At 53.6% G+C, this 23,216-nt stretch carries 25 protein-coding genes; 20 read left to right on the plus strand and 5 right to left on the minus strand.

Annotated features, from left to right (window positions below; translation table 11 throughout):
* The first annotated feature begins 269 nt into the window (after window positions 1-269).
* The 3 genes from LDL70_RS01170 to LDL70_RS01180 are packed head-to-tail and all read left to right on the plus strand — an operon-like array spanning window position 270 to window position 2,247.
* Window positions 270-1,184 carry a DMT family transporter gene (locus tag LDL70_RS01170; protein WP_075654148.1) on the plus strand — a complete coding sequence of 305 codons (915 nt, stop codon included), beginning with the start codon at window positions 270-272 and terminating at the stop codon, window positions 1,182-1,184.
* The gene (locus LDL70_RS01175) at window positions 1,181-1,828 is read left to right on the plus strand and encodes a TetR/AcrR family transcriptional regulator (RefSeq protein ID WP_225686124.1); all 648 of its coding nucleotides are present in this window, start codon (window positions 1,181-1,183) and stop codon (window positions 1,826-1,828) included. Before LDL70_RS01170 ends, LDL70_RS01175 begins: the two co-directional genes overlap by 4 nt.
* Window positions 1,825-2,247: a DoxX family protein gene (locus LDL70_RS01180; RefSeq protein WP_225686125.1), complete on the plus strand. Its 423-nt coding sequence runs from the start codon at window positions 1,825-1,827 to the stop codon at window positions 2,245-2,247. The genes LDL70_RS01175 and LDL70_RS01180 overlap by 4 nt, the downstream gene beginning before the upstream one ends.
* Window positions 2,248-2,250: 3 nt before the next feature.
* Here the strand turns inward: LDL70_RS01180 and LDL70_RS01185 are convergent, their stop codons facing one another.
* Entirely contained in the window at window positions 2,251-2,610 is a 360-nt protein-coding gene (locus LDL70_RS01185) for a winged helix-turn-helix domain-containing protein (protein ID WP_225686127.1), read from the minus strand.
* Between the two features lie 36 nt (window positions 2,611-2,646).
* Window positions 2,647-3,201, minus strand: a complete 555-nt coding sequence (locus LDL70_RS01190) for a cupin domain-containing protein (protein WP_022710301.1) — start codon at window positions 3,199-3,201, stop codon at window positions 2,647-2,649.
* 191 nt (window positions 3,202-3,392) lie between these two features.
* Between LDL70_RS01190 and LDL70_RS01195 the strand changes: the two genes are divergently transcribed.
* Entirely contained in the window at window positions 3,393-4,724 is a 1,332-nt protein-coding gene (locus LDL70_RS01195; protein ID WP_225686129.1) for an aspartate aminotransferase family protein, read from the plus strand.
* A gap of 63 nt (window positions 4,725-4,787) precedes the next feature.
* On the opposite strand, the gene LDL70_RS01200 is transcribed toward LDL70_RS01195, so the two are convergent.
* Window positions 4,788-5,858 (minus strand): purine nucleoside permease, encoded by a 1,071-nt coding sequence (locus tag LDL70_RS01200; protein WP_370637740.1) that lies wholly within the window; start codon window positions 5,856-5,858, stop codon window positions 4,788-4,790.
* A gap of 344 nt (window positions 5,859-6,202) precedes the next feature.
* Between LDL70_RS01200 and ppaT the strand changes: the two genes are divergently transcribed.
* The 6 genes from ppaT to LDL70_RS01230 are packed head-to-tail and all read left to right on the plus strand — an operon-like array spanning window position 6,203 to window position 12,351.
* Window positions 6,203-7,321 carry a pyridoxamine--pyruvate transaminase gene (gene ppaT, locus LDL70_RS01205; RefSeq protein WP_225686133.1) on the plus strand — a complete coding sequence of 373 codons (1,119 nt, stop codon included), beginning with the start codon at window positions 6,203-6,205 and terminating at the stop codon, window positions 7,319-7,321.
* A 24-nt stretch (window positions 7,322-7,345) separates the two neighbouring features.
* A complete protein-coding gene (locus LDL70_RS01210; RefSeq protein WP_225686134.1) occupies window positions 7,346-8,989 on the plus strand; it encodes an ABC transporter substrate-binding protein in 1,644 nt (547 codons plus the stop codon).
* The gene (locus LDL70_RS01215) at window positions 8,990-9,967 is read left to right on the plus strand and encodes an ABC transporter permease (protein WP_225688301.1); all 978 of its coding nucleotides are present in this window, start codon (window positions 8,990-8,992) and stop codon (window positions 9,965-9,967) included.
* Window positions 9,964-10,794, plus strand: coding sequence for an ABC transporter permease (locus LDL70_RS01220; RefSeq protein WP_225686136.1), 831 nt, complete (start codon window positions 9,964-9,966; stop codon window positions 10,792-10,794). The genes LDL70_RS01215 and LDL70_RS01220 overlap by 4 nt, the downstream gene beginning before the upstream one ends.
* Window positions 10,787-11,581, plus strand: coding sequence for an ABC transporter ATP-binding protein (locus LDL70_RS01225; protein ID WP_225686138.1), 795 nt, complete (start codon window positions 10,787-10,789; stop codon window positions 11,579-11,581). The genes LDL70_RS01220 and LDL70_RS01225 overlap by 8 nt, the downstream gene beginning before the upstream one ends.
* The gene (locus tag LDL70_RS01230; protein ID WP_225686140.1) at window positions 11,578-12,351 is read left to right on the plus strand and encodes an ABC transporter ATP-binding protein; all 774 of its coding nucleotides are present in this window, start codon (window positions 11,578-11,580) and stop codon (window positions 12,349-12,351) included. Before LDL70_RS01225 ends, LDL70_RS01230 begins: the two co-directional genes overlap by 4 nt.
* Here the strand turns inward: LDL70_RS01230 and xylB are convergent.
* Window positions 12,340-13,791, minus strand: coding sequence for a xylulokinase (gene xylB / locus LDL70_RS01235; protein WP_225686142.1), 1,452 nt, complete (start codon window positions 13,789-13,791; stop codon window positions 12,340-12,342). The two genes, LDL70_RS01230 and xylB, sit on opposite strands and share 12 nt — an antisense overlap.
* A 72-nt stretch (window positions 13,792-13,863) precedes the next feature.
* Window positions 13,864-14,622, minus strand: coding sequence for a phosphonate metabolism transcriptional regulator PhnF (phnF, locus tag LDL70_RS01240; RefSeq protein ID WP_075654157.1), 759 nt, complete (start codon window positions 14,620-14,622; stop codon window positions 13,864-13,866).
* Between the two features lie 111 nt (window positions 14,623-14,733).
* Here phnF and phnG point away from each other — a divergent pair, with 111 nt between their 5' ends.
* The 10 genes from phnG to phnE all read left to right on the plus strand — a co-directional run bounded on the left by phnG (window position 14,734) and on the right by phnE (window position 23,214).
* Complete coding sequence (gene phnG / locus LDL70_RS01245; protein ID WP_022710289.1) at window positions 14,734-15,222, plus strand: phosphonate C-P lyase system protein PhnG; 489 nt, start codon at window positions 14,734-14,736, stop codon at window positions 15,220-15,222.
* Window positions 15,222-15,833 (plus strand): phosphonate C-P lyase system protein PhnH, encoded by a 612-nt coding sequence (gene phnH, locus LDL70_RS01250; protein ID WP_225686144.1) that lies wholly within the window; start codon window positions 15,222-15,224, stop codon window positions 15,831-15,833. Before phnG ends, phnH begins: the two co-directional genes overlap by 1 nt.
* A 3-nt stretch (window positions 15,834-15,836) precedes the next feature.
* Window positions 15,837-16,961 (plus strand): carbon-phosphorus lyase complex subunit PhnI, encoded by a 1,125-nt coding sequence (locus LDL70_RS01255; protein WP_225686154.1) that lies wholly within the window; start codon window positions 15,837-15,839, stop codon window positions 16,959-16,961.
* Window positions 16,958-17,866, plus strand: a complete 909-nt coding sequence (locus tag LDL70_RS01260; protein ID WP_225686156.1) for an alpha-D-ribose 1-methylphosphonate 5-phosphate C-P-lyase PhnJ — start codon at window positions 16,958-16,960, stop codon at window positions 17,864-17,866. Before LDL70_RS01255 ends, LDL70_RS01260 begins: the two co-directional genes overlap by 4 nt.
* A complete protein-coding gene (gene phnK, locus LDL70_RS01265; RefSeq protein WP_022710285.1) occupies window positions 17,863-18,651 on the plus strand; it encodes a phosphonate C-P lyase system protein PhnK in 789 nt (262 codons plus the stop codon). Before LDL70_RS01260 ends, phnK begins: the two co-directional genes overlap by 4 nt.
* 2 nt (window positions 18,652-18,653) lie before the next feature.
* Window positions 18,654-19,373 carry a phosphonate C-P lyase system protein PhnL gene (phnL, locus tag LDL70_RS01270; protein ID WP_075654161.1) on the plus strand — a complete coding sequence of 240 codons (720 nt, stop codon included), beginning with the start codon at window positions 18,654-18,656 and terminating at the stop codon, window positions 19,371-19,373.
* Window positions 19,370-19,984 (plus strand): DapH/DapD/GlmU-related protein, encoded by a 615-nt coding sequence (locus LDL70_RS01275; RefSeq protein WP_022710283.1) that lies wholly within the window; start codon window positions 19,370-19,372, stop codon window positions 19,982-19,984. Before phnL ends, LDL70_RS01275 begins: the two co-directional genes overlap by 4 nt.
* A gap of 162 nt (window positions 19,985-20,146) precedes the next feature.
* Window positions 20,147-21,001, plus strand: a complete 855-nt coding sequence (phnC, locus tag LDL70_RS01280; RefSeq protein WP_225686158.1) for a phosphonate ABC transporter ATP-binding protein — start codon at window positions 20,147-20,149, stop codon at window positions 20,999-21,001.
* 96 nt (window positions 21,002-21,097) lie between these two features.
* Window positions 21,098-22,015: a phosphonate ABC transporter substrate-binding protein gene (gene phnD, locus LDL70_RS01285; RefSeq protein WP_022710281.1), complete on the plus strand. Its 918-nt coding sequence runs from the start codon at window positions 21,098-21,100 to the stop codon at window positions 22,013-22,015.
* Window positions 22,016-22,248: 233 nt separating this feature from the next.
* Window positions 22,249-23,214, plus strand: a complete 966-nt coding sequence (gene phnE / locus LDL70_RS01290) for a phosphonate ABC transporter, permease protein PhnE (RefSeq protein WP_221719267.1) — start codon at window positions 22,249-22,251, stop codon at window positions 23,212-23,214.
* The last annotated feature ends 2 nt before the right edge of the window (window positions 23,215-23,216 follow it).

Consider the following 23,216-nt stretch of genomic DNA (forward strand, 5'->3'; position numbering starts at 1 on the left):
TGCTTCCTGCACCCTGCAGATAATGCTTGTGTAATTGTGCCCTAGAGCGGTTTACGTCCTGACTGGATCACAGTGCACGCTCTAGATTCTTTAATTTGCCGCATTATCACGGGCGTCAAGTTGATCCAACTTGACTGTGAAATGCTCTAGTCGGGCATGCAGGCCAGCTCTGTCTGTTAATTGTGAACGCAGTGTCCATCAATCCGACTAATTGATACGATACCGTATGGTATGATATTGATGCTGCAAATTGAAGGACAGGACAGATTATGAATCCTAAACTTGCAGCCGCACTGGCCACTATTCTATGGGGCTTCACCTATATTGTTTCATCCAACATGCTGCCGCATAATCCGGTTTTTATCGGTGCAATCCGCGCTTTGGGTGGTGGTATTCCGCTGTTGCTGTTTGCCCGCACAATGCTGCCGCGTGAATGGTGGTGGAAAATTCTTGTGCTTGGCACGCTCAATGCCGGTTTATTTTTCGGCCTGATCTTTGTTGCTGCTTTGCGCCTTCCGGGCGGCGTGGCGGCAACCATTCAGGCTTTGGGACCGCTCTTCACTATTCTGCTCGCATGGCCGCTGATGCAGGTTATTCCGACCGGTCATAAGATTTTCAGCGTGTTGCTGGGTGCCGTTGGTGTCAGCCTTGTTGTGCTGCGCGGTGGTGTGCAGATGGATATGATCGGTGTGCTTGCGGGTTTAGGCGCGGCCTTATCTGTGGCACTGGGTGGTATCTATGTCCATAAATGGGGTCGCCCGTGTTCTTTGCTTGCATTCACTGGCTGGCAGCTGGTTGTCGGTGGCGTTGAACTGGCAATCCTTGCTGTGATTTTTCAGGACATTCCGTCTTCTGTTACGCTCGTGAACTTTGCCGGTTTTGTCATTCTTGCACTCTTCCTGACGGCGCTGGCTTTCGCTTTGTGGTTCCGTGGTATTGAGGGCGCAGGACCATCCGCAGTTGCTCCGTTCTTCCTGCTCGCTCCGGTGACAGCTTTTATTATGGATGCTGTTTTTAATGATATGGTGCCAAGCTGGCTGCAACTTGGCGGCATTGTTCTGGTGCTGGGAAGCTTGCTCTATGGTCAGCTGGTTGATCGCAGATCATTCAGACCGGCTCGGCACCATCATAAGATTACCGATGCTGAGAAACAGACAGAAAAACAACCGGAGGCGGCTGAATGAGCACAGAAAAACCAGTCCGGATTACCCGCCGCGGTATAGAGCGGCGGGAGCAGATCAGAACCATCGCCGGTGCCCTGTTTCTGGAACATGGCTATGAGGGCGTGTCGGTTGATGAAATCATGCGTCAGGCCGGTGGTTCAAAGACCAATCTCTATAATCATTTCGGGGATAAAGAAGGCCTGTTCATGGCTGTTATCTCGCAAATGAGTGAGACTTTCACTTACGGGATCAAAGATCTGGATGTTTCCATGTTGCCGTTGAAAGACGGACTGGAACGGTTGGGTCGTCAATTGCTGACTGTTCTGATGGAAGAGCATCACGTGGCGTTTCAGCGGCTGGTTATCGCGGAATCGGGACGGTTTCCGGCAATTACACGGACATGGTTTGAAAAAGGCCCGCAAATGGCGCGGCATTATTTCGCCAAGGCCATTGCCCCGCATGTAGAGAACGGCAGTCTGCGACAGGGTGATCCTCATATTATGGCTACCCATTTCCACGATATGATTGTTGAAAATCTGCTCAGTCTGGCTTTGCTGGGGCAATATGTGAGTGTGGAAATGCAGCGCCAGACTATAGACGATGCTTTGCAGACACTGCTGCATGGCTGGCTTGTACGCAACGACCGGACAGGAGGAATATTATGAGCCCGAACTGGATTTATCAGCTATTATCCATGCCCGTTATTCAGCTGTTGGCGCGTATTTTGCTGACCATGACATTCTGGCTGAGCGGGATTGCCAAACTCTTTGATTTTCCGGCTGCGGTGGCTGAAATGGCAGCAAATAATCTGCCGGTGCCAGCCTTGTTTGCGGCACTAACCATTGCCGTGCAACTGATCGGTTCCGCTCTGATTATTCGGGGTGGCTCACTGGTCTGGCTGGGTGCCGGTGCGCTGGGTGTGTTCACCGCCATGACAATTCCGGTCTCCCACGCTTTCTGGCGGGCAGAAGGGGCAGAAGCCGTTGCTAAAATGCATGTGGCTGTTGAACATATGTCGGTTATCGGCGGGCTGATTATTGTGGCTATTCTTCATGTAATTGTGCCGCGCCTGCGCAGTAAATAATCTTTACGCGGTACGATTCTTGTTCAGCCATTCAATATCATCGCCCAAAGCTTGCGCGAGGGTGGTTTCCATATGACGAAAACGGCGGATCAGTTCTTCTCCGAAGGGAGTGAGGACTGCGCCGCCGCCTTGTTTGCCGCCGCGCTGAGAGGTGACGGAAGGTTCGCTGAACATGGAATTCAGGGCATCAACCAGCTGCCATGCACGGCGATAGGACATATCCATGGCGCGACCTGCCGCTGAAATCGAGCCGGTGTCGCGAATATGTTCAAGCAACTGGATCTTGCCGCGCCCCAGCCGCGCATTTTCAGGAAAATCAATCCGCAATACCGGCTTCAGCAAAGCGATATCCTGTGGTGCCATGATTGGTTCTCCGTTCTGTCTTTAAAAATTCATTACTTAAAAAGTCGGCGGTGTACAGGCGCTGATAACGTCGCAGGCTACCGGCCCGACACAACGAAACCGGTGCGGGCGCCGGCTTTCAAAATAATAACCGTCACCCGGTCCCAATATACGCCTCTCACTGTCAACAGTCACTTCCAGACGACCGGCAATAACAATGCCGCCTTCCTCACCTTCATGTACCAGTGGTACTTTGCCGGTATCGGCGCCCGGCTCATAGCGTTCTTTGAGAATCTGCAGCGCCCGCCCGAACAAATTGTCGCCCAGCTGCCGGTAGGAGATTTTGCCTTTGCCGATCTCGACAAACTCCTCAGACTGATAAAACGCCTTTTGTGGCATATCCGGTTGCAGGGCGAAAAACTCCGACATGCCGATCGGCAGGCCGTCGAGAATGCGTTTCAACGCGCCGACTGAAGGATTGGTCTGATTGGCCTCAATCAGCGAAATCGTGGCATTGGTCACACCGCTGCGCTTTGCCAGCTCGCGTTGTGAAAGCCCCGATTTTTCACGGATGAAGCGCAAACGGCCGCCAATATCGATCTCACCGGTCATGGGTATCTGTTTCCGCTGTTGAGGTTGTTAAATATTTTAAACATTTTATATTTTTTACCAAGTAGATCAAGGCGATAATGAGCACAAGAAATAGACTTGTTTCGCTCTCCGAAGCATGGCCAACTCTTAGCCACATATAAGGGAGAGGACGGTTTTCCGTTTGGAAAATTGCGCCGGCGAGGAGCGAAACAATGACTGATTTAACCAATAGTCCCAAGCTTGACAGTTTCTGGATGCCGTTTACGGCAAACCGCCAGTTCAAATCTGCGCCGCGCATGCTGGCTACAGCTGAAGGCATGTATTACACGGATGTGGACGGCAATTCCGTGCTGGACGGTACTGCGGGTCTGTGGTGCGTCAATGCCGGTCATGGTCGCAAGCAGATTGCCAGCGCCGTCGAAAAACAGCTTTCGACTATGGATTTCGCACCGACATTCCAGATGGGGCATAATATTGCGTTCGATTTTGCCACCCGCCTTGGTGAAATTGCACCGCGCGGTGACGGCAAAATTCTCGACCGTGTGTTCTTCGCCGGTTCCGGTTCAGAATCCGTTGATACCGCTCTGAAAATCGCGATTGCCTATCAGCGCGCTATTGGTCAGGGCACACGCACCCGCGTGATCGGGCGTGAGCGCGGCTATCATGGTGTAGGCTTCGGCGGTATTTCTGTCGGTGGTCTGGTCAATAACCGCCGTGTGTTTCCGCTGCTGCCGGGTGCAGACCATCTGCGTCATACCCATGATCTTGAGAAGAATGCTTTCAGCAAAGGTCAGCCGGAACATGGTGCCGAACTGGCGGATGATCTGGAGCGCATGGTCGCGCTGCATGGTGCGGAAACTATTGCCGCTGTGATTGTTGAGCCTCTGGCCGGTTCAACCGGTGTGCTGGTGCCGCCAAAAGGCTATCTGGAACGCCTTGCTGCTATTGCCAAGAAACATGGCATTCTGCTGATTTTCGATGAAGTGATCACCGGCTTCGGCCGTCTTGGTTCGCCGTTTGCATCAGATTATTTTGGTGTTACACCGGATCTGATCACCACTGCAAAAGGTCTGACCAATGGTGCCATTCCGATGGGAGCGGTTTTTGCCAGCCGTCATATTTATGATGGTCTGATGCATGGGCCTGAAGGCGCGATTGAACTGTTCCACGGCTATACTTATTCCGGTCATCCGGCAGCCTGTGCGGCAGGGATTGCAACGCTGGATATTTATGCGGAAGAAGGGCTGCTGACCCGCGCCGCCGAACTGGCGGATGACTGGCAGGAAGCAATCCACTCGCTGAAATCCGCGAAGAATGTCATCGACATCCGTACACTCGGACTGGTGGCGGGTATTGAACTGTCTTCGCGTGACGGTGCTGTTGGCGCACGCGCTTATGATGTGTTCACCGATTGCTTCAGGAAAGGTCTGCTGATCCGCGTAACCGGTGATGTGATTGCCCTTTCACCACCGCTGATCGTCAGCAAGGAAGAGATCGGCAAGATTGTTTCGATCCTTGGTGATGCGATCAACCGCGCATCGTGATTTATAAGATATGAAAAAGCCCCGCACAGAAAGCTCTGTGCGGGGCTTTTTCATATGCTTAAATTATTTTGCGCTGTCAGTCTGAGGCGCTTCCTGCCACTTGTCCCAGCCGGTCAGAATGGTTTGTGCATAGGCTTTGCCGACGCGATAGGCATTGGTGGTCGCCAGTTTAAAACCGCCGGATTCTGATTTCAGCGATTCCAGAGCATCCTGATCTTCGCCCTGACGGTCAAAATTCGATGCAGTACGCAGCAAAGCAATACGGTCGAAATCCAGTTTGCCAGCTTCGGATGCACGTTTCAGTGCCGTCAGAGTAGCATTATCTTCCATCTGCGAGGTGCAATAGGTGGCTTTGCCGTCAGTCAGCAGTTCAACCCATTTTTCCATGAACAGAGCCATTTTAATGCCGTGCCAATAGGTGTCGCTGGAGAGCGTATCGCACATGCTGACAATCGGTGCGCCGGTTGCAATATCGCCCTTGTAATGTTTGCGATAGGCTTTCGCGCCATCACCATCCAGCAGTTCCACATCCTTGGTCACGCTGAAAGCATAATCTGTGAGTTTGGCATTCAGGGCATAAACTTCTGTACCTGCTGACCATTTTGCTTTTTCGGTCGGATTGCTGGCACCAAGTGCAAAAGAGCCGGTTTCCCATGTATCCGGCACTTCGCTCTGGTCGATGCGGTGGTTGAGGTCAGCATCAACGGCAAATTTTGCCCAGTGAGCAGAGCCGAGGGTGCCGTGTTTCGGATCAACACCGGCAATACCGGCAATCAGAAAATAGGTTTTGGAGAGATCGAATTTTTCGCTGAGTGCCATGGCGGAGACCGAGCTCGCCGCATTGGCAAAACCCATGGCGGTTGTCATGTGACACAGACCTTCGTCAGTGCAGTCAACATTCGGATATTCCGGATTAAGACCGGCCAGCTTAATCTGCTGCGTGAATTTCTCGCCCTCAGCCCAAGGTTTGGCTTCTTGACCGAACATGGTGATAACCATGATTTTCGGTGCGATTTTAGCAGTATCCTGCGCCAGAGCCGGAGCGGCCAGTGCGGCAGAAAATGTAATAGCGGTAAGAGCGGAGGCAGAGAGGAGAAGAGCGCGCAATTCTGAATACCTTCGATGATATGACATTGGTCAGTTTCATCCGTGGTGACAGGTGCGTTGCGATCATGACTGATCAGACTTTACCTGCTGGCCGGAAAGAAACTGATCTTGCGTCTTGTACGCGATCTGCTTTGAGAGCGAAACCGGAATCTCTGCCGGAAACTTGTCGCAAGTCTGTTTGTCACAGGCAGAAGAGAGCTTCTGTGATTGCACGATCTTCTTTGCCTGCAGAAAAGAATACAGTGGGATATTTCATCTCTGCTCGTAAAAAGAAATCAAATTCCAATAATTGCTGATCGTGGAAAATTATCCCTCTTGGAGATGGGGGAAACCGCTCCTATGATGCTGTTTTTAAACTGGTCAATGATCCCATGCTGCAAGTGCCTGCCTATATGCTCACAACCGGTCCGGTACCGGCCTATCCGGAAGTTCTTCGGGCATTAGGGCAGCCGGTTTTGTATGATTATACGGATACGTTTCAGACATTTTATCAAAGCGTGATTGAGAAGCTGGCGCAGGTCATGCGTACCGGCAATCAACCGGTGATTATGCAGGGTGAAGCCATTCTCGGTATTGAGGCGGCAGCTGCGGGTCTGATCGCCCGTCAGGATGTGGTGCTTAATCTGGTATCGGGTGTCTATGGCAAAGGCTTTGGCCCCTGGGCTGCGCGCTACGGCCGTGAAGTCATTGAACTGGCAGTGGATTATGATGATGTGATTGATCCGCAGGCTGTAGAGGCTGCACTTAAACAGCGCCCTGACATCAGTATTATTGCCGTTTGCCATCACGATACGCCTTCGGGCACGCTCAATCCTTTGGCGGAGATCGGTGCCATTGCCGCGCGTCATGGTGCTTTTCTGATTGTCGATGCGGTCTCATCTTTTGGCGGCATGGATGTGCATCCTGAAGCCGTGCATGCGGATATTTTCATTACATCGCCGTCCAAATGTCTGGGCAGTACACCGGGTCTGACGCTCGCAGCAGTGAGTGAGCGTGCATGGCAGAAAATGGCGGCGAACCCTGATGCACCACGGGCATCATTCCTGAGCCTTTTGGACTGGAAAGAGGCATGGCGCGCAGGCAATGCTTTTCCGATAACGCCGTCTGTTGCAGAAATTTATGCTCTCAATGCGGCGCTTGATCTTTATCTGGCGGAAGGTGCTGCAAATGTCTGGGCACGCCATGCGCAAACGGCGCAAATTGCCCGTGAAGGTGTCAAAGCACTGGGGCTGGACTTATGGCCGCGTCAGGAAGCCACTGCGGCACCGACTGCGACAGTGTTCAAAGTGCCGGATGGTATCAGCGATGTGGCTTTGCGTGATTTGATGCTGCGCGACCATGATGTGCTGGTATCGCTTGGCCGCAAGGATACTGCCGGTAAGGTTTTGCGTATCGGTCATATGGGGGCATCAGCGCAACCGGAATTTGCGGCAAAGGCTGTTGAGGCTTTGGCCGGTGCATTGAAGAAGCTTGGGATTATTGCGGATTAATCCGTGACAGAGGGACAGGTTATTATGACAAGATTGACGCTTAATCGACGTGCTCTGCTGGCGGGAACTGCCGGTGTAGCGGCTCTTTCTGTTCTGCCGCGTTTTGCTTTCGCACAAACGGCTGAAAAACAGGCCTCCGTTGAGCCGGTGCGCGGTGGTCGTCTGGTTGTGGCCGCGGATAGCGAACCGGCAAATCTTAATCCGGCAATTGTCGCCTCAAACGGCGTTTTTTATGTGGCGAGCAAGGTTATCGAGACTTTGGCCGAGCAGGCTTATGTTGATGCTCAGCATCCGGATGGTTTGAAGCCGCTGCTGGCTACCAGCTGGGAAGGCTCGGCAGACGGGTTGTCTGCCACGTTCAAACTGCGTGAAGGCGTGACATGGCATGACGGCAAGCCGCTCACCTCTGCTGATGTGGCTTTTTCGGCGTTGGAAGTCTGGAAGAAGTTGCAAAATCTCGGCCGCTCGGTTTTCAAAAATCTGGAAAGCGTTGAGACATCGGATGAGCATACAGCTGTCTTCCGCTTCTCCGAACCGACACCGTTTCAGCTGATCCGTAATGCCTTGCCGGTGGTGACTTCAGTACTGCCGAAACATCTTTATGAAGGCACAGACATTGCCAAAAACCCTGCCAATGAAAAACTGGTGGGCACGGGGCCATTCGTCTATGGCGACCATAAGCCGGGTGAATATTATCTGCTGAAACGCAATGAGAATTATTGGGACAAACAAGCCCCTGCGCTGGATGAGATTGTCTATCAGGTGCTGCCGGATCGTGCATCTGCGGGTAATGCTTTGGAAGCCGACCAGATCCAACTGGCCGCTTTCTCTGCTGTGCCGCTGGCCGACTTGGAGCGGATTTCCAAAGTGCCGGGTCTGAAAATCTATGCCAATGGCTATGAGGCGCTGACCTATCAGCTCAGTGTGGAACTTAATCATCGCCGCAAAGAACTCGCTGACGTGAAAGTGCGCCAAGCTATCGCCCATGCGATTGATAAGGATTTTGTGGTTAAGACGATTTTCCTCGGCTATGCCAAACCGGCGACAGGGCCGGTACCGGCCTTTGATAAGGTCTTCTATGCGAAGGATACGAAGCAATATGCTTTTGATATTGCCAAGGCTGAAAGCCTACTGGATGAGGCCGGTTATAAGAAGGGCGCTGATGGTATCCGCTTTAAGCTGAAGCTGCTACCTGCACCATTCTTCAATGAAACCAAGCAATTCGGCGATTATCTGCGTCAGGCACTGGTGAAAATCGGTATTGATGCAGTGATTGTCGCCAATGATTCACCGGCGCATCTCAAAGCGGTCTACACCGATCATGATTTTGATATTGCCGTGGCTACGCCGGTTTATCGCTCCGATCCGGCAATCTCGACGACAGTGCTGTTCCAGAGCGGCTTGCCTGCCGGTGCGCCATTTACCAATCAATATGGCTATAAGAATGATGCGGTCGATGCACTGATCGCTAAAGGTGCGGTGACGCTTGATGATAAGGCGCGTGCAGGTATCTATCAGGATTTGCAACGTCTGGTGGCAGAAGACCTGCCGCTGATCAATGTCGCGGATTTCTCTTTCATCACGGTTGCCAGCGAACGCGTGCAGAATGTCTCGGATAATCCGCGCTGGGCGGTTTCCGGCTGGGCGAATACCGGTTTGCAAGAGTAAATATCAGTGCCGTTTCTCCTCCGTCGTCTTGCCAGTATCCTTCCGGTTCTGGGTATTGTTTTGGTGGGTAGCTTCCTCATTCTGGAAGCTGCCCCCGGCGATGCCGTGGATGCTTATGTGGCGCAGATGGGCGGGGCGGATGCGCAGCAGCTTGAAGCTTTGCGCCAGTCATGGGGGCTGGATCAGGGGCCGTTGCAGCGGTTCTTTGCCTATGTCACGGCGCTGTTCTCCGGTGATTTCGGCTGGTCCTCGGCTTTTCAGCGTCCGGTGCTGGATGTCATTCTGGAGCGGCTTCCGGCAACACTACTGCTGATGGGCGTATCGACATTTCTGGCATTCTTTGCCGGTTCTCTGCTTGGCATCGTGGCCGGTGCTAAACCGCATTCCAAACGTGACCGGTTGTTATCGCTGACCTCACTGGCGCTTTATGCCGTGCCGGGTTTCTGGCTGGGCTTGGTGCTGATCGTGATCTTCGGCGTAACATTGCGCTGGCTGCCAATCGGCGGGCTGGAAACCATTGCATCCGGCAAAACAGGACTGGCCAGAGCGGCAGATATCAGTCGCCATTTGATCCTGCCGGTTGCAGCGCTTTCCAGTGTTTATCTCACGCTCTATCTGCGGCTGATGCGTGACCGCATGGCCGATCTGCATCAGGAAATGTTTGTGCAGGCGCTTAAAGCCCGCGGTATCTCTTCGCACCGCATCATCTGGCGGCACATTGCCCGTAATGCGGTTTTGCCGGTGGTGACAATGTTAGGCCTGCAAGCCGGTGTGATGCTTGGCGGCAGTGTGGTGATTGAGAGTGTTTTTGCCATTCCGGGTTTTGGTCGTCTGGCTGCAGAGGCCGTTGCCAAACGCGATACGGCCTTGTTGCTTGGCGTTATTCTGTTTGGTGCTTTCGCGGTGATCATTGCCAATCTGCTGGTTGATCTGGCCTATGCGCGGCTTGATCCGCGGGTGCGGAGCCAGCGCCAATGAAATTTTTTCAGACTTTGGACAAACAGGGCAAAGCCGGTATTGGTCTCCTTATACTTTTAGGGCTTATGGCGCTGTCTGCACCGTTACTGTTTGCCGGTGATCCGCTGGCAATCGCCGGAGAACCGCTCATCCGGCCATTCACGAATTATGCCCATTGGCTCGGTACAGACCGGTTGGGGCGCGATGTGCTGGCAGGACTGTTTCATGGTGCACGGACGACTTTGCTGGTGGCGCTGAGTTCCGCAGCCGCTGCGCTGATTGCGGGTAGTCTGATCGGCACATTGGCAGGATTTCTAGGTGGCCTTGCCGATAATGTGCTGATGCGGATCACTGAGGCGTTTCAGACTGTGCCGGGATTTTTGCTGGCGCTGGCGATGATCAATGTGCTGGGGCCAAGCATTCCGACGCTGATTGTTGCAATCAGCATCGGTAGCTGGACACAAGCTGCGCGGGTGACACGGGCGGAAGTTCTGTCTCTGCGTGAGCGCGATTTCGTCGCCGCTGCCCGTACGCTGGGGCAGGGGCCGTTCTCCATTGCCTTTCGGGAAATCCTACCCAATGCCTTTGGGCCAGCTGCATCGCTTGCGGCGGTTTCGGTCGCGGCGGCTATTCTGATTGAAGCCTCACTGGCCTTCCTGGGCTTTGGCGATCCGAACAGCGTGACATGGGGCACAATGATTGCCGAAGGGCGCAGCGTGCTGCGCTCTGCTCCTTATCTTTCCATCATTCCGGGGCTGGCCTTGGTGGTCACCGTTCTTGCCGTGCATCTCACCGGACAGGCGCTGACGCGTCGCCCATCATCAGCGAGGGAGCGCGGCAATGTCTGAGGTCTTTCTTGCTGTACAGAATTTGACGGTTCGCTATGGTGTGCAAACTGTGCTGCACCCTGTTAGTTTTGAGCTAAAGCAAGGTGAAAGACTGGCGCTGATTGGTGAGAGTGGTTCCGGTAAAACCACATTGGCTATGGCAATTGCAGGTCTCTTAGCCGCCAGTGCTAAAATTGCCGGTACAATCCGCTTTCCGGCTTTAGCGCATGAGCCGCGTGCCGGTCGCGATATCGGCGTGGTATTTCAGGATCCTGACGGGTCGCTTGATCCGATGATGCGGGTGGGGGACCAGATTGCGGAAGTGATCGTCACGCATCTTAAAATCTCGTGGACTGAAGCACGTCAAAGAGCGGCAGAACTGATGCAGCAAGTGCAAATACCGGACAGTCAGCAGCGCATACGCAGCTATCCGCATGAATTTTCCGGCGGGCAGAAACAGCGTATTGCCATTGCCGCAGCTTTAGCCGCACAGCCGCAATTACTGATTGCTGACGAGCCGACCAGTGCGCTGGACACGGTGGTGCAAAATCATGTGGCGCAATTGCTGGATGGTTTGGTGCGGGCGCAAGGGCTGACAATGCTGTTTGTGACCCATGATATCGCGTTGGCCTCACAACTGGCCGATCGGATTGCAGTACTTTATCGCGGGGAGCTGGTGGAAATCGGCACGGCTGAACAGGTGATCACCGCACCGCAGCATGATTATACCAAAGCTTTGCTGGCAACCCATATCGGACTGGACTGGGTGAAGCAGCCGCGTCTGCCTGAGATTGACGGTGCGCTATGAGCGAGGTTTTGCAGATTGCCGGCCTCAATAAAGCTTTTGGTAAAGCCCCTTCAAAAGGTTTGAAGAATATCAATCTCACGCTCCATGCCGGTGAGACACTGGCGCTAGTCGGGCGTTCCGGCTCTGGTAAAAGCACTTTGGCGCGATTGATTATGCGGTTGAACGAGCCGGACAGTGGTAAGATCATTCTCAACGGCACTGATATTACAGCCCTTCAGGGCAGCGCGCTGCGGGAAAAACGGGCTCAATTCCAGATGGTGTTTCAGGACCCTTTGGCGGCTTTCAATCCGCGCCATACGATCAGCCAGATTTTGCAGGTGCCGCTGGTTTTGCATGGTAGTCAGCAGCATACGAACCAGCAAATTGCTGAAGTCTTGCAACGGGTTGGTCTGAAAGCGGATATGGCTGACCGCTACCCGCGTGAACTCTCCGGTGGTCAGCGTCAGCGTGTGGCCATTGCCCGCGCGCTATTGTGCAAGCCTGATCTGATCGTGCTGGATGAGCCGGTATCGGCTTTGGACGTATCTGTGCGTGCGAAAATTCTTAATCTTCTGGCCGATTTACAGCGCGAAAATGGCATTGCCTATCTGTTTATATCGCATGATCTGGCACTGGTACGGGCTTTCTGTGACCGGATGCTGGTGTTGCATGAGGGCGAGATTGTTGAACAGGGTGTGCCGAATACAGTGCTGCAAAACCCGCTGACCGAGCCGACGCGGCAACTGGTTGATGCTGTGCCGAAACTCGCTTTTGAGGCTTTACGGCTTTAATGCCTGATAAAGCGCCGTGTAGCGCTGATAGGCTGCCTCATAAGCCGCATGAAGTTTTTGATCCGGCTCAATGGTTTTGATAATCTGCGGAGCGGTGCAAATAGCCAGCGCATCGGCCTTTTCCGCCGCAATCAGTCCAAGCCGTGCTGCCCCGAAAGCCGCGCCGAAATCACCATCGGCAGGCAAGTGAACCGGCATATTCAGTGCGGTTGCCAGTGCTTTTAGCCAATAGGCCGAGCGTGAGCCGCCGCCGATAGCCATGACACTTTCAAGCTGTGTACCGGCTTTTGCCAGAGCTTCCAGATTGTCGCGGAAGGAGAAAGCCACGCCTTCAAGCACGGCTTGAGTGAGTGCCACACGATTGTCGCTATGGCTTAGCCCTGTGAAACTACCGCGGATCAGGCTGTCATTATGCGGGGTGCGCTCGCCGGAAAGATAAGGCAGGAAGGTCACTCCTGATGGAGCCTGCAAATCATCGCCGAGCTCTTGCGTCAGCGCCGCAGCTTCATGGCCGGTGATGGTACTGTACCAGTTCAGGGCATCGGTCGCGGAGAGGATAACGCCCATCTGATGCCATGTCTGCGGCAGAGCATGGCAGAAGGCATGAACGGCACTATCAGGACGCGGCAGAAAACTGTCATTGGCGGCAAATAACACACCGGATGTGCCGAGCGAGGCAAAGGCCTGTCCGGCTTTCACCGTGCCGATACCACAGGCGGAGGCCGCATTATCTCCGGCACCACCGGCAACAACTACATTCGGTGCCATGCCCCATTGTTGGCACAGCTCTGCGCGCAATGTGCCGGAGACATCCGTGCCTTCTACAAGGCGTGGCATCTGGCTTTCATCAAGCTCTGTTGTTGCCAGCAGATCAGCCGACCATTTGCGTTGTGCCACATCGAGCCATGATGTGCCGGAGGCATCGGACATTTCGCTGACATGTTCGCCGGTCAGCCACAGACGCAGATAATCTTTCGGCAGCAGGATCTTTTTAATGCGGGCGAAAATCTCCGGTTCATTGTCCTTCACCCAAAGCAATTTAGGCGCGGTAAAACCCGGAAAGACAATATTGCCGGTGAGCGCGCGGAATTGCGGATCAGAATCCAGTTGCGCGGCTTGGGCATGGCTGCGTGTATCATTCCAGAGAATGGCGGGGCGCAACACTTGATCCTGCTCATCCAGCAGAACCGCGCCATGCATCTGACCGGAAAGGCCGATACCACGCACATTCGAAAGCGCAGTGCCATGTTCCGCTTTTAGCCGGGTGATTGCTGCTTCTGCGGCTTTTATCCAGTCTTGCGGCTGTTGTTCTGACCAGCTTTGATGCGGGCGGGAGACATGGAGCTCTGCATGGGCAGAAGCGATAATTTTCTGCTCTTCATCAATCAGCAGTGCTTTGAGGCCGGACGTGCCGAGGTCAAGACCGAGATAAAATGCCATGCTGCTGATCCTGTGGCTGGAATTATGAACAGGCCGCAGCTAACGACAGAAACTTAATGCAGGCAATAGTTTTTATTCTTCATTGAGCGACATGCTCTCGATAGAAAATTCCATGCGGTCAGCCGCAAAGCGTGTTGCTGAATATTCCACCGGCACGCCATTGGTATCGACATTGACCGACTGCGCCGTGAGCACAATCGCCCCCGGTGTGAGTTTCAGGTGCAGCAGATCCTGTCCGTTGGCGTGCTGTGCGGAAATCAGTGTGGATTTGCGGAAATAATCCTCAACGCCCGATTGCTTCAGTGCTTTTGTGACTGAGCCGCTGGCCTTGTAAAATTCATCAAATTGCGGAAAACGCTGTTGGTCAAACCAGCTATCGGACATGGAAACCGGCTGACCATCAGCAATGGACAGGGTTTCAAAATAATGCACCTGCGCATTTTCATCACTAAGCTGCAAAGCATGGGCGACCTCGGCTGAGGGCTTTTCAATCCTGTGCGAGAGGATGACGCGTTCCTGCTGCGTGATCTGTTCGGCCAGACTGGTGGACATGCGGGTGCGCTTGCTGATGGGATAGGTCAGGCGTTTGGCATTGGCGATAAATGTACCGCGCCCTTGCTCAGCCCGTAACACGCCTTCCTGTGTCAAAGCCGCAATGGCACTGCGCACCGTATGGCGGTTGACGCCGAAGCGGGCAGCCAGTGTCATTTCCGGCGGCAGCTTTTCACCGCGCTTGAAATGTCCGTGTTTAATTTCCCTGCGAATTTCATCGGCAATCTGCCGCCAGACGGCCACACCGCTGTTTCGGGCGATTTTTGTTGTCTCTGCCATTTAATTTGCCGCAGCCCCGCTGATTGTCATGCGCTTGTCACTAAGAGCGTTTAAGACAATAATTAATGTCTAGTTGTATAGATAAATAGACAATTTAGAGCGGTGTGTCAAATGAAGAATGAAACCGAGAATTTACCCGAAAAGCTGCAAGGCGAACGGCGCAAAGTTGCCGCTTTGCTGGCAAAGGCGGAATTGAAGGAGCTGGCTTCCTTCTGGAGTAATCAGGCAGAGCAGCCACAGGTTGATGTGCTGCGCGGCCCTGAAACCGGACTGGTGATGGTGCGCGGCCGTATCGGCGGTGGCGGAGCACCGTTCAATCTGGGCGAAACGACAGTGACCCGTGCGACTGTGCGTGTGTCGTCCGGTACTTCCTCGGAAGGTTTGGTCGGTCACTCCTATGCGCTGGGACGCGATCATGAAAAAGCGCGTCTGGCAGCGATTGCCGATGCTTTGTGGCAGGCACCGCAGAGCCGTGAGGCTGTTGAGCGTGATCTGTTGCAGAAAATTGCACAGCGTCTTGATGTTCGTAGCACCCAGCGTCGCCGTGAAGCCGCGGCAACGAAAGTGGACTTCTTCACCATGGTTCGGGGAGACGACTGATGGCTTTTGATAATCAGGCTTTTGAAGGTGGTTTCACTGATGCCGTTTATGATGCGCAGACCTGTTTCCGCGCATTGATGGATGCGCTGGCTAATCCGGGCACGATCCAGCCGCTGACAGCAGAAACGCAGCCGCCATTGCCGCTGACACCGGAACTCGGTGCTATTGCGCAGGCATTGTTCGATCATGACACCAAGGTCTGGCTCGACAGTCATTTGGCTGCAAGCAGCGCTGTGCGTGAATGGCTCGCATTCCAGACTGGCTTTGTGCTGGTTTCCGAAATTGGTGAGGCGAATTTTGCGCTGGTCAGCGATATTACTCAAATGCCGCCGCTGGATGTTTTTGCCAAAGGTACATCGGAATATCCGGATCGCTCGGCCACTATCGTTATGGCGATCGAGGGTTTTGCAGGTGCGCAGACTTTGCAGCTTCAGGGGCCTGGCATTGAGCATGTCCGTGACTTTGCACCAAGTGCTTTACCGGTACGTTTCAATGAACAATGGGTTGCCAATGCGGCCTTGTTCCCGCGTGGTGTGGATCTGGTTTTTGCAGCGCCAAAAACTGTTGCCGCACTGCCGCGCAGTACCAAACTTATTAAAAACGGAAATTGAACCATGTATGTTGCAGTTAAAGGCGGTGAAGCCGCTATTCAGAATGCACATCAGTTGCTGGGTGACCGCCGCCGTGGTGACCGCTCAGTTCCGGCTTTGCAGCTGGAGCAGATCGTGGAGCAGCTGGGTCTGGCCGTTGATCGTGCTATGGCCGAGGGTGCGCTTTATGACCGTGAACTGGCAGCGCTGGCAATCCGCCAATCGCGCGGTGATCTGATCGAGGCGATTTTTCTGGTGCGTGCCTATCGCACAACCTTGCCGCGCTTTGGTTATTCCGAGCCGCTGGACACAGCGCAGATGCTGGCAGAGCGCCGCATTTCTGCAACCTTTAAAGATCTGCCGGGCGGCCAGCTTCTGGGGCCGACCTTCGATTACACCCACCGTCTGCTGGATCCTGAAATGGCCGGTGATCATCCGGTGGCACAAGGTGTGCAGCGCGATGATGAGACAGTTGGTGAGGACATGCCGCGCGTGACCGATATTCTCGGTGCCAATGGTATGATCGAGCCGGATGGCGAGATGCCGGAAGGCCATGTGCCGGGCGATCTGACCCGCGAGCCGTGGACATTCCCGATGGAACGCGATCTGCGTTTGCAGGCTTTGGCACGCGGTGATGAAGGCTTCCTGCTGGCGCTGGGTTATTCCACACAGCGCGGTTATGGCCGTACGCATCCGTTTGTTGGTGAAATCCGCATCGGTGAAGTTGAAGTTGAACTGGATGTGCCGGAACTCGGTGGTCTGGTATCGCTGGGCAGCATACAGGTCACCGAATGTCAGATGGTCAACCAGTTTGCCGGTTCTGCAACCCGCCCGCCGCAATTCACCCGTGGTTATGGTCTGGTTTTCGGTCAGAGCGAACGCAAGGCTATGTCGATGTCGCTCTGTGACCGTGCGCTGCGTACCGCAGAATTTGAAGAAGATATTACCGCGCCGGCACAGGATGAGGAATTTGTGATTTCCCATTCCGACAATGTGCAGTCGACCGGTTTTGTCGAGCATCTCAAACTGCCGCATTATGTGGATTTTCAGGCTGAGCTTGATCTGATCCGCCGTATGCGTGCCGAATATGCCAGCCACAATGCTGCCAATGATGCCCAGAAAGAAGTACAGAAGGAAGCCGCAGAATGAGCGTTCTGATGCAGTATAATTTTGCTTATCTTGATGAGCAGACCAAGCGGATGATCCGCCGTGCATTGCTTAAAGCGATTGCGGTGCCAGGTTATCAGGTGCCTTTTGCAAGCCGCGAAATGCCGATGCCATATGGCTGGGGTACCGGTGGTGTGCAGGTAACTGCTGCGGTGCTGGGTGCCGATGATACGCTGAAAGTGATCGATCAGGGTGCGGATGATACAACCAATGCCGTGTCGATCCGTGCATTCTTTGAAAAGACCGCACAGGTTAAAGTGACGACCCGCACGGAAGATGCAACCATCATCCAGACCCGTCACCGTATTCCGGAAGCACCGCTCAAAGAAGGCCAGATCCTCGTCTATCAGGTGCCGATCCCTGAGCCGTTGCGTTTTCTGGAACCACGCGAGACAGAGACCCGCAAAATGCATGCGCTGGAAGAATACGGCCTGATGCATGTCAAACTCTATGAGGATATTGCCCGCCACGGCCATATCGCCACGACCTATGCCTATCCGGTGAAAGTCGAGGACCGTTATGTAATGGACCCTTCACCGACACCGAAATTCGACAATCCTAAAATGCATATGTCACCGGCTTTGCAGCTGTTTGGTGCAGGACGTGAGAAGCGTATTTACGCTCTGCCGCCTTATACCAAAGTGGTGAGCCTCGATTTCGAAGATCATCCGTTTGAGGTGCAGAAATTCGCCCAGCCTTGCGCCATGTGCGGTGCCAAGGGTGTCTATCTCGATGAGGTGGTGCTGGATGACAAGGGCGGCAGCATGTTTGTCTGCTCCGACACCGATTATTGCGAAACACGACAGGCCGACGGCCATGTTGGCCATCTCTCTGCAAATAACAAAGATATCGGACAAGCGTCCTCAGGTCTGGAGGCAGCCCAATGAGCGATATAAATCATGATACGCCTTTGCTGCGTGTAAACGGATTGTCGAAATTCTATGGCAACCGCCTTGGTTGCAGCAATGTTTCCTTTGAACTGTATCCGGGTGAAGTGCTGGCCATCGTCGGCGAGAGTGGCTCCGGTAAGACGACACTGCTCAACTGTCTTGCCACACGCTTGCAGCCTTCAGTCGGCGCTGTGGAATACCGGATGCGTGACGGCCAGTTCCGTGATCTCTATCGCATGAGTGAGGCCGAGCGCCGTTTTCTGATGCGCACCGACTGGGGCTTTGTGCATCAGAACCCTTCTGACGGTTTGCGTATGACCGTCTCCGCCGGTGCCAATGTCGGCGAGCGTCTGATGGCTGTCGGTGACCGCCATTATGGCAAAATCCGTGAAACCGCGACCGACTGGCTTGGTCGTGTGGAAATTTCCGCCGACCGTATTGATGACCAGCCGCGTGCATTCTCCGGCGGTATGCGTCAACGCTTGCAGATCGCCCGCAATCTGGTGACTGCACCGCGTCTGATTTTCATGGATGAGCCGACCGGTGGTCTGGACGTATCCGTGCAGGCACGCCTGCTTGATCTGTTGCGCGGTCTGGTGGCCGATCTTGGTCTGGCTGCGATTGTTGTGACCCACGATCTGGCAGTGGCTCGTCTGCTGTCCCACCGCATGATGGTGATGAAAGATGGTCATATCATCGAAGCCGGTCTGACTGATCGCGTACTGGATGATCCGCAGGCGCCTTATACGCAGCTGCTTGTTTCCTCGATTTTGCAGGTTTAATCATGACTATGCCCCTTATTGTTTCGGAAGTGGCAAAGAGCTTCACCATGCATTTGCAGGGCGGCATTAAATTGCCGGTGGTGAATAATGTTTTCTTTGCACTGAAAGCCGGTGAATGTGCTGTGCTTGGCGGCCCGTCCGGTGCCGGTAAAAGCTCTATCCTGAAAATGGTCTATGGCAATTATGCCGTGGACGAAGGCCAGATCATTCTGCGCCATCACGGCAAGCAGATTGACATTGCCTCGGCTGATCCTCGCACCGTTATGGCTGTGCGCCGCGATACGATTGGTTATGTCAGCCAGTTTTTGCGCACTGTGCCGCGTGTCAGCGCACTGAATGTGGTGGCTGATCCGTTATTTGCCCGTGGTGTTGATCGCGAGCAAGCTCAGGATAAAGCGCGTGAATTGCTGGCCATGCTCAATCTGCCGCAGCGCCTGTGGGATCTGCCGCCAGCCACGTTCTCAGGTGGTGAGCAGCAGCGTGTGAATATTGCCCGTGGATTCATCACCGATCATCCGGTGTTGTTGCTCGATGAGCCGACCGCATCGCTCGATGCCAAAAACCGTGAAGTTGTTATGGAACTGATCCGTCGCAAAAAAACAGAGGGCGTGGCGATGCTCGGCATTTTCCATGATGAAGATGTGCGTGAAGCCGTGGCTGATCGTATCATCGACGTGACGGAATTTGCTCCGGGTTATGTACGTCAGGGAGCAGATGCATGACCCGATTGTCAGAACAGCCGTTTATCCATCCGGATACGGAAATCTCCGACAGCACATTCGGCCGCTATACGGAAATTGGTACCCGTTGTCGTATTTCTGAAACGGAAATGGGGGACTATTCCTATATTGAGCGCGACGGCATGGTCTGGTGCGCCAAGATCGGTAAATTTGCGAATATTGCAGCCTCTGTGCGTATCAATGCCACCAATCATCCGATGTGGCGCGCAACGCTGCATCACTTCACCTATCGCGCCAATGATTACTGGCCGGATGCCGAGCAGGAAGCGGATTTCTTTGAATGGCGCCGCGCCCATGAAGTGACCATTGGTCATGATACATGGCTGGGGCATGGTGTAACCGTTCTGCCTGGTGTTAAAATCGGCAATGGCGCGGTCATCGGTTCCGGTGCGGTCGTTTCCAAAGATGTCGCGCCTTATACGATTGTTGGCGGCGTGCCTGCCAAACTCATTCGTCAGCGTTTTTCCGATGCGATTGTCGAGCGTCTCGAAGCTCTGGCATGGTGGGACTGGGATCATCAGCGCCTGCGTGATGCACTGGATGATTTCCGCAAACTTGAAATTGAAGCTTTTCTTGAAAAGCACGGCGGCTGATAGCCAAACTGCTGAATCCAATAGCAGAACAGAGCCGCCGGAATTTCCGGCGGCTTTTTTGTCAAAAATCTGATTCAGAACTTTCATGGAAGTGTAATCTAACTTACATTTTCATTTCATATCACGCGCCTAATTTCGCAGGGAAATTGATAGAGGGCGCTGATGCTGAAGCTTGAAAATGTAACCCGTCGTTTTGGCGGCAATACTGCGGTTGCAGATGTTAATCTGGAAATTCCGCAGGGCCAGATGGTGGGGATCATTGGCGCATCCGGTGCCGGTAAATCCACTTTGTTGCGAATGATTAATCGTCTGATTGATACATCGGATGGTTCTATTGTTTTCAAAGATCAGGACGTGTCGCGTCTGCGCGGTTCCGAATTGCGTCGCTGGCGCAGTGATTGCGCAATGATTTTCCAGCAGTTCAATCTGGTGCCGCGCCTCGATGTGCTGACCAATGTGCTGCTTGGGCGTCTTAATCAGCGTTCTACTGTGAAAAGTCTGATGGGCATTTTCTCCCGTGAGGAACGTGCGCAGGCTATCGCCAATATTGAGCGTCTGGATATTGTCAAAACCGCCTTGCAGCCGGCGGGTACACTTTCCGGTGGTCAGCAGCAGCGCGTGGCGATTGCCCGTGCGCTGATGCAAAGCCCGAAGGTCATTCTTGCAGATGAGCCGATTGCCTCGCTTGACCCGCGCAATGCGCAGGTCGTGATGAGCGCATTGCGCGATATCAATCAGCGCGAAGGCCTGACCGTTATCACCAATCTTCATACGCTGGATACAGCGCGCACCTATTGCGACCGGATTATCGGTATGCAGGGCGGACGCGTTGTATTCGACGGAACGCCTGCTGATCTGACACAGGCCGCAGTCCGCCGCATTTATGGTGCTGAAGCTGATGATGAAAGCTTCTTTGAAGCCGTGACATCTACAGCATTGGAACAGCCTGCACCGGAAGCTCCGGTCAGCCCGCAAGTGGCACGACAGGTCGCAAAGCTCGTTGCAGACGCACAGTAACACTTCATCTGAGCAGTTTCGGACGGAAAACCGGCATCCACTTTTCCTGAAACTGCTTCAACCAAAAACGATAATCGTTTAACAGGAGAATGGTTCATGACCTTCAAGAAGCTTTTGCTCGGCGCCGTTGCGCTGTCCGCAGTGGCAACCGCAACCGCAGCGCAGGCAGATAAGCCTGAAGTGTTCCGCGTTGGTATTATCGGCGGCGAAAACGAAGCTGACCGTCTGCGCAATTACCAGTGCATTATTGACCAGCTGCCAAAGGCAATCGGCGTTAAGGAAGTTAAACTGTTTCCTGCTGCCGACTATGACGGTGTTATTCAGGGGCTGCTCGGTGGCACGCTGGATTATGCAGAGCTTGGCGCTTCCGGCTATGCCAAAATCTATCTGACCAAAGAAGATGCGGTTGAGCCGATCCTGACCACTGAACAGACAGACGGTTCGACCGGTTATTATTCGATCATGGTTGCCCGTAAAGACAGCGGCATCAAGACTGTTGCTGATATGAAAGGCAAGAAGCTTGGTTTTGCCGATCCGGATTCAACCTCCGGCTATCTCATTCCGGTAACCTCGCTGCCAAAAGACCTCGATGGCGCGACGGTTAAAGATTATTTCAGCGAAACCGGTTTCGGCGGCGGCCATGAAAATCTGGTTCTGGCTGTAAAAGACGGCAAGTTTGATGCCGGTACAACTTTCGGTTCCGGCGTTGGCAGCTTCGATGAAGGTTACACATCCGGTAACCTGCGCAAGATGGTCGACAAAGGCCTGATCGATATGAAAGACTTCACAGAAGTCTGGAAATCCCCGCTGATCCCGAACGGCCCGATTGTTATCCGCACAGCGATTGACGCTGATCTGAAAGCCAAGTTCAAAACCTATATGATGGATCTGCCAAAGACCGATCCTGAGTGTTTTGCTTCCACAATGGGCGGCGATTTCAAGTCCTATATCGAAGTGAACAAAGATTTCTACCAGCCGGTTATCGACGCACGTAAGTCGCAGATCGGTCAGTAAGATTAAGTTGCGGCCAGTGTCAAAGAATGATGCTGGCCGCATTTTTTTATTCTTTTAGAACGTGTTGCGTTTGGTCTCTATTCACTGCGCTCGCTCTAACTCTTTGTTTTGTCGCATTATCGCGGGCGTCAAATGAAGTCATTTGACTGCGAAATGCTCTGTCTTTTTTGTTTTTACGCGTATCTTATCCGAAAACAGCTCACACTTTTCGGGATACGCTCTAGGCGGGCCCGATGACCCATACTGTTTCTAAGCCATCCCTGTCCGGTGAAGCCGCTTTGGTCGAGCAGCACTGGCGGGAGCTGTCCTCCCGACGCCGTACCTATACGCTGCTGATTATCGGTGGTTTGTTTCTGGCGCTTTCCGCATCCTTGTGGTTCGCCAATGAAAGCAATGCCGGTAAATTCTGGGAGCGTCTGCCGCATTTCTTCGATTTCGTCGGTGATATGGTGCCGCGTGACGGCTGGGAAGTCTGGCGGGCCTTGTTTGATCTGCCGTCACCTTATTTCGACGGTAGCCAGAAATATGATTATGAGGCAGGCCGCGTCTATCTGTTCGGCAGCGGTTTTTATATTCCCGAATATTTCTACAAGATGCTGGAGACGCTCAATATTGCCATGATGGCAACTTTGATCGGCTTTTTCTTTGGTTTCATACTGTGCTTCCTTGCGGCTAAAAACCTGACAACCAGCCGTGCGCTGCGTTTCTTTGTGCGCCGCTACATGGAAATTCTGCGTGCTTTTCCTGAAATTGTGATTGCCGGTTTCTTTGCCGCCATTCTCTCGCTGGGGCCAATTCCTGCGATTTTTGCTGTTGGTATTCATACCATCGGCGCGCTGGGTAAGCTGTTTTTCGAAGTGGTTGAGAATGCCGATATGAAGGCCGAGGAAGGTCTGCGTGCAGTCGGTGCCAACTGGTTTGAGCGTGTCGGCTTCGGCATTGTGCCGCAAGTCATGCCGAACTTCATGTCCTATGCTTTCCTGCGTTTCGAGATCAATGTCCGTGCATCCACCATTATCGGTGCGGTTGGCGGCGGCGGTATCGGTGAGGCATTGCGCCTGTCGATCGGTCATGGCCATCAGGCAAAAACACTGGCGATTGTGTTTCTGTTGCTCGTTACAATCATTGCGGTGGATCAGACCTCTGCATGGCTGCGCGGCCGTCTTGTCGGCGCTCAGGCCTTTCAGTTCGGAGCGTAAAA

Origin of the sequence: Pseudochrobactrum sp. XF203, assembly GCF_020341615.1 — a bacterium.
Lineage (GTDB): Bacteria > Pseudomonadota > Alphaproteobacteria > Rhizobiales > Rhizobiaceae > Pseudochrobactrum > Pseudochrobactrum saccharolyticum.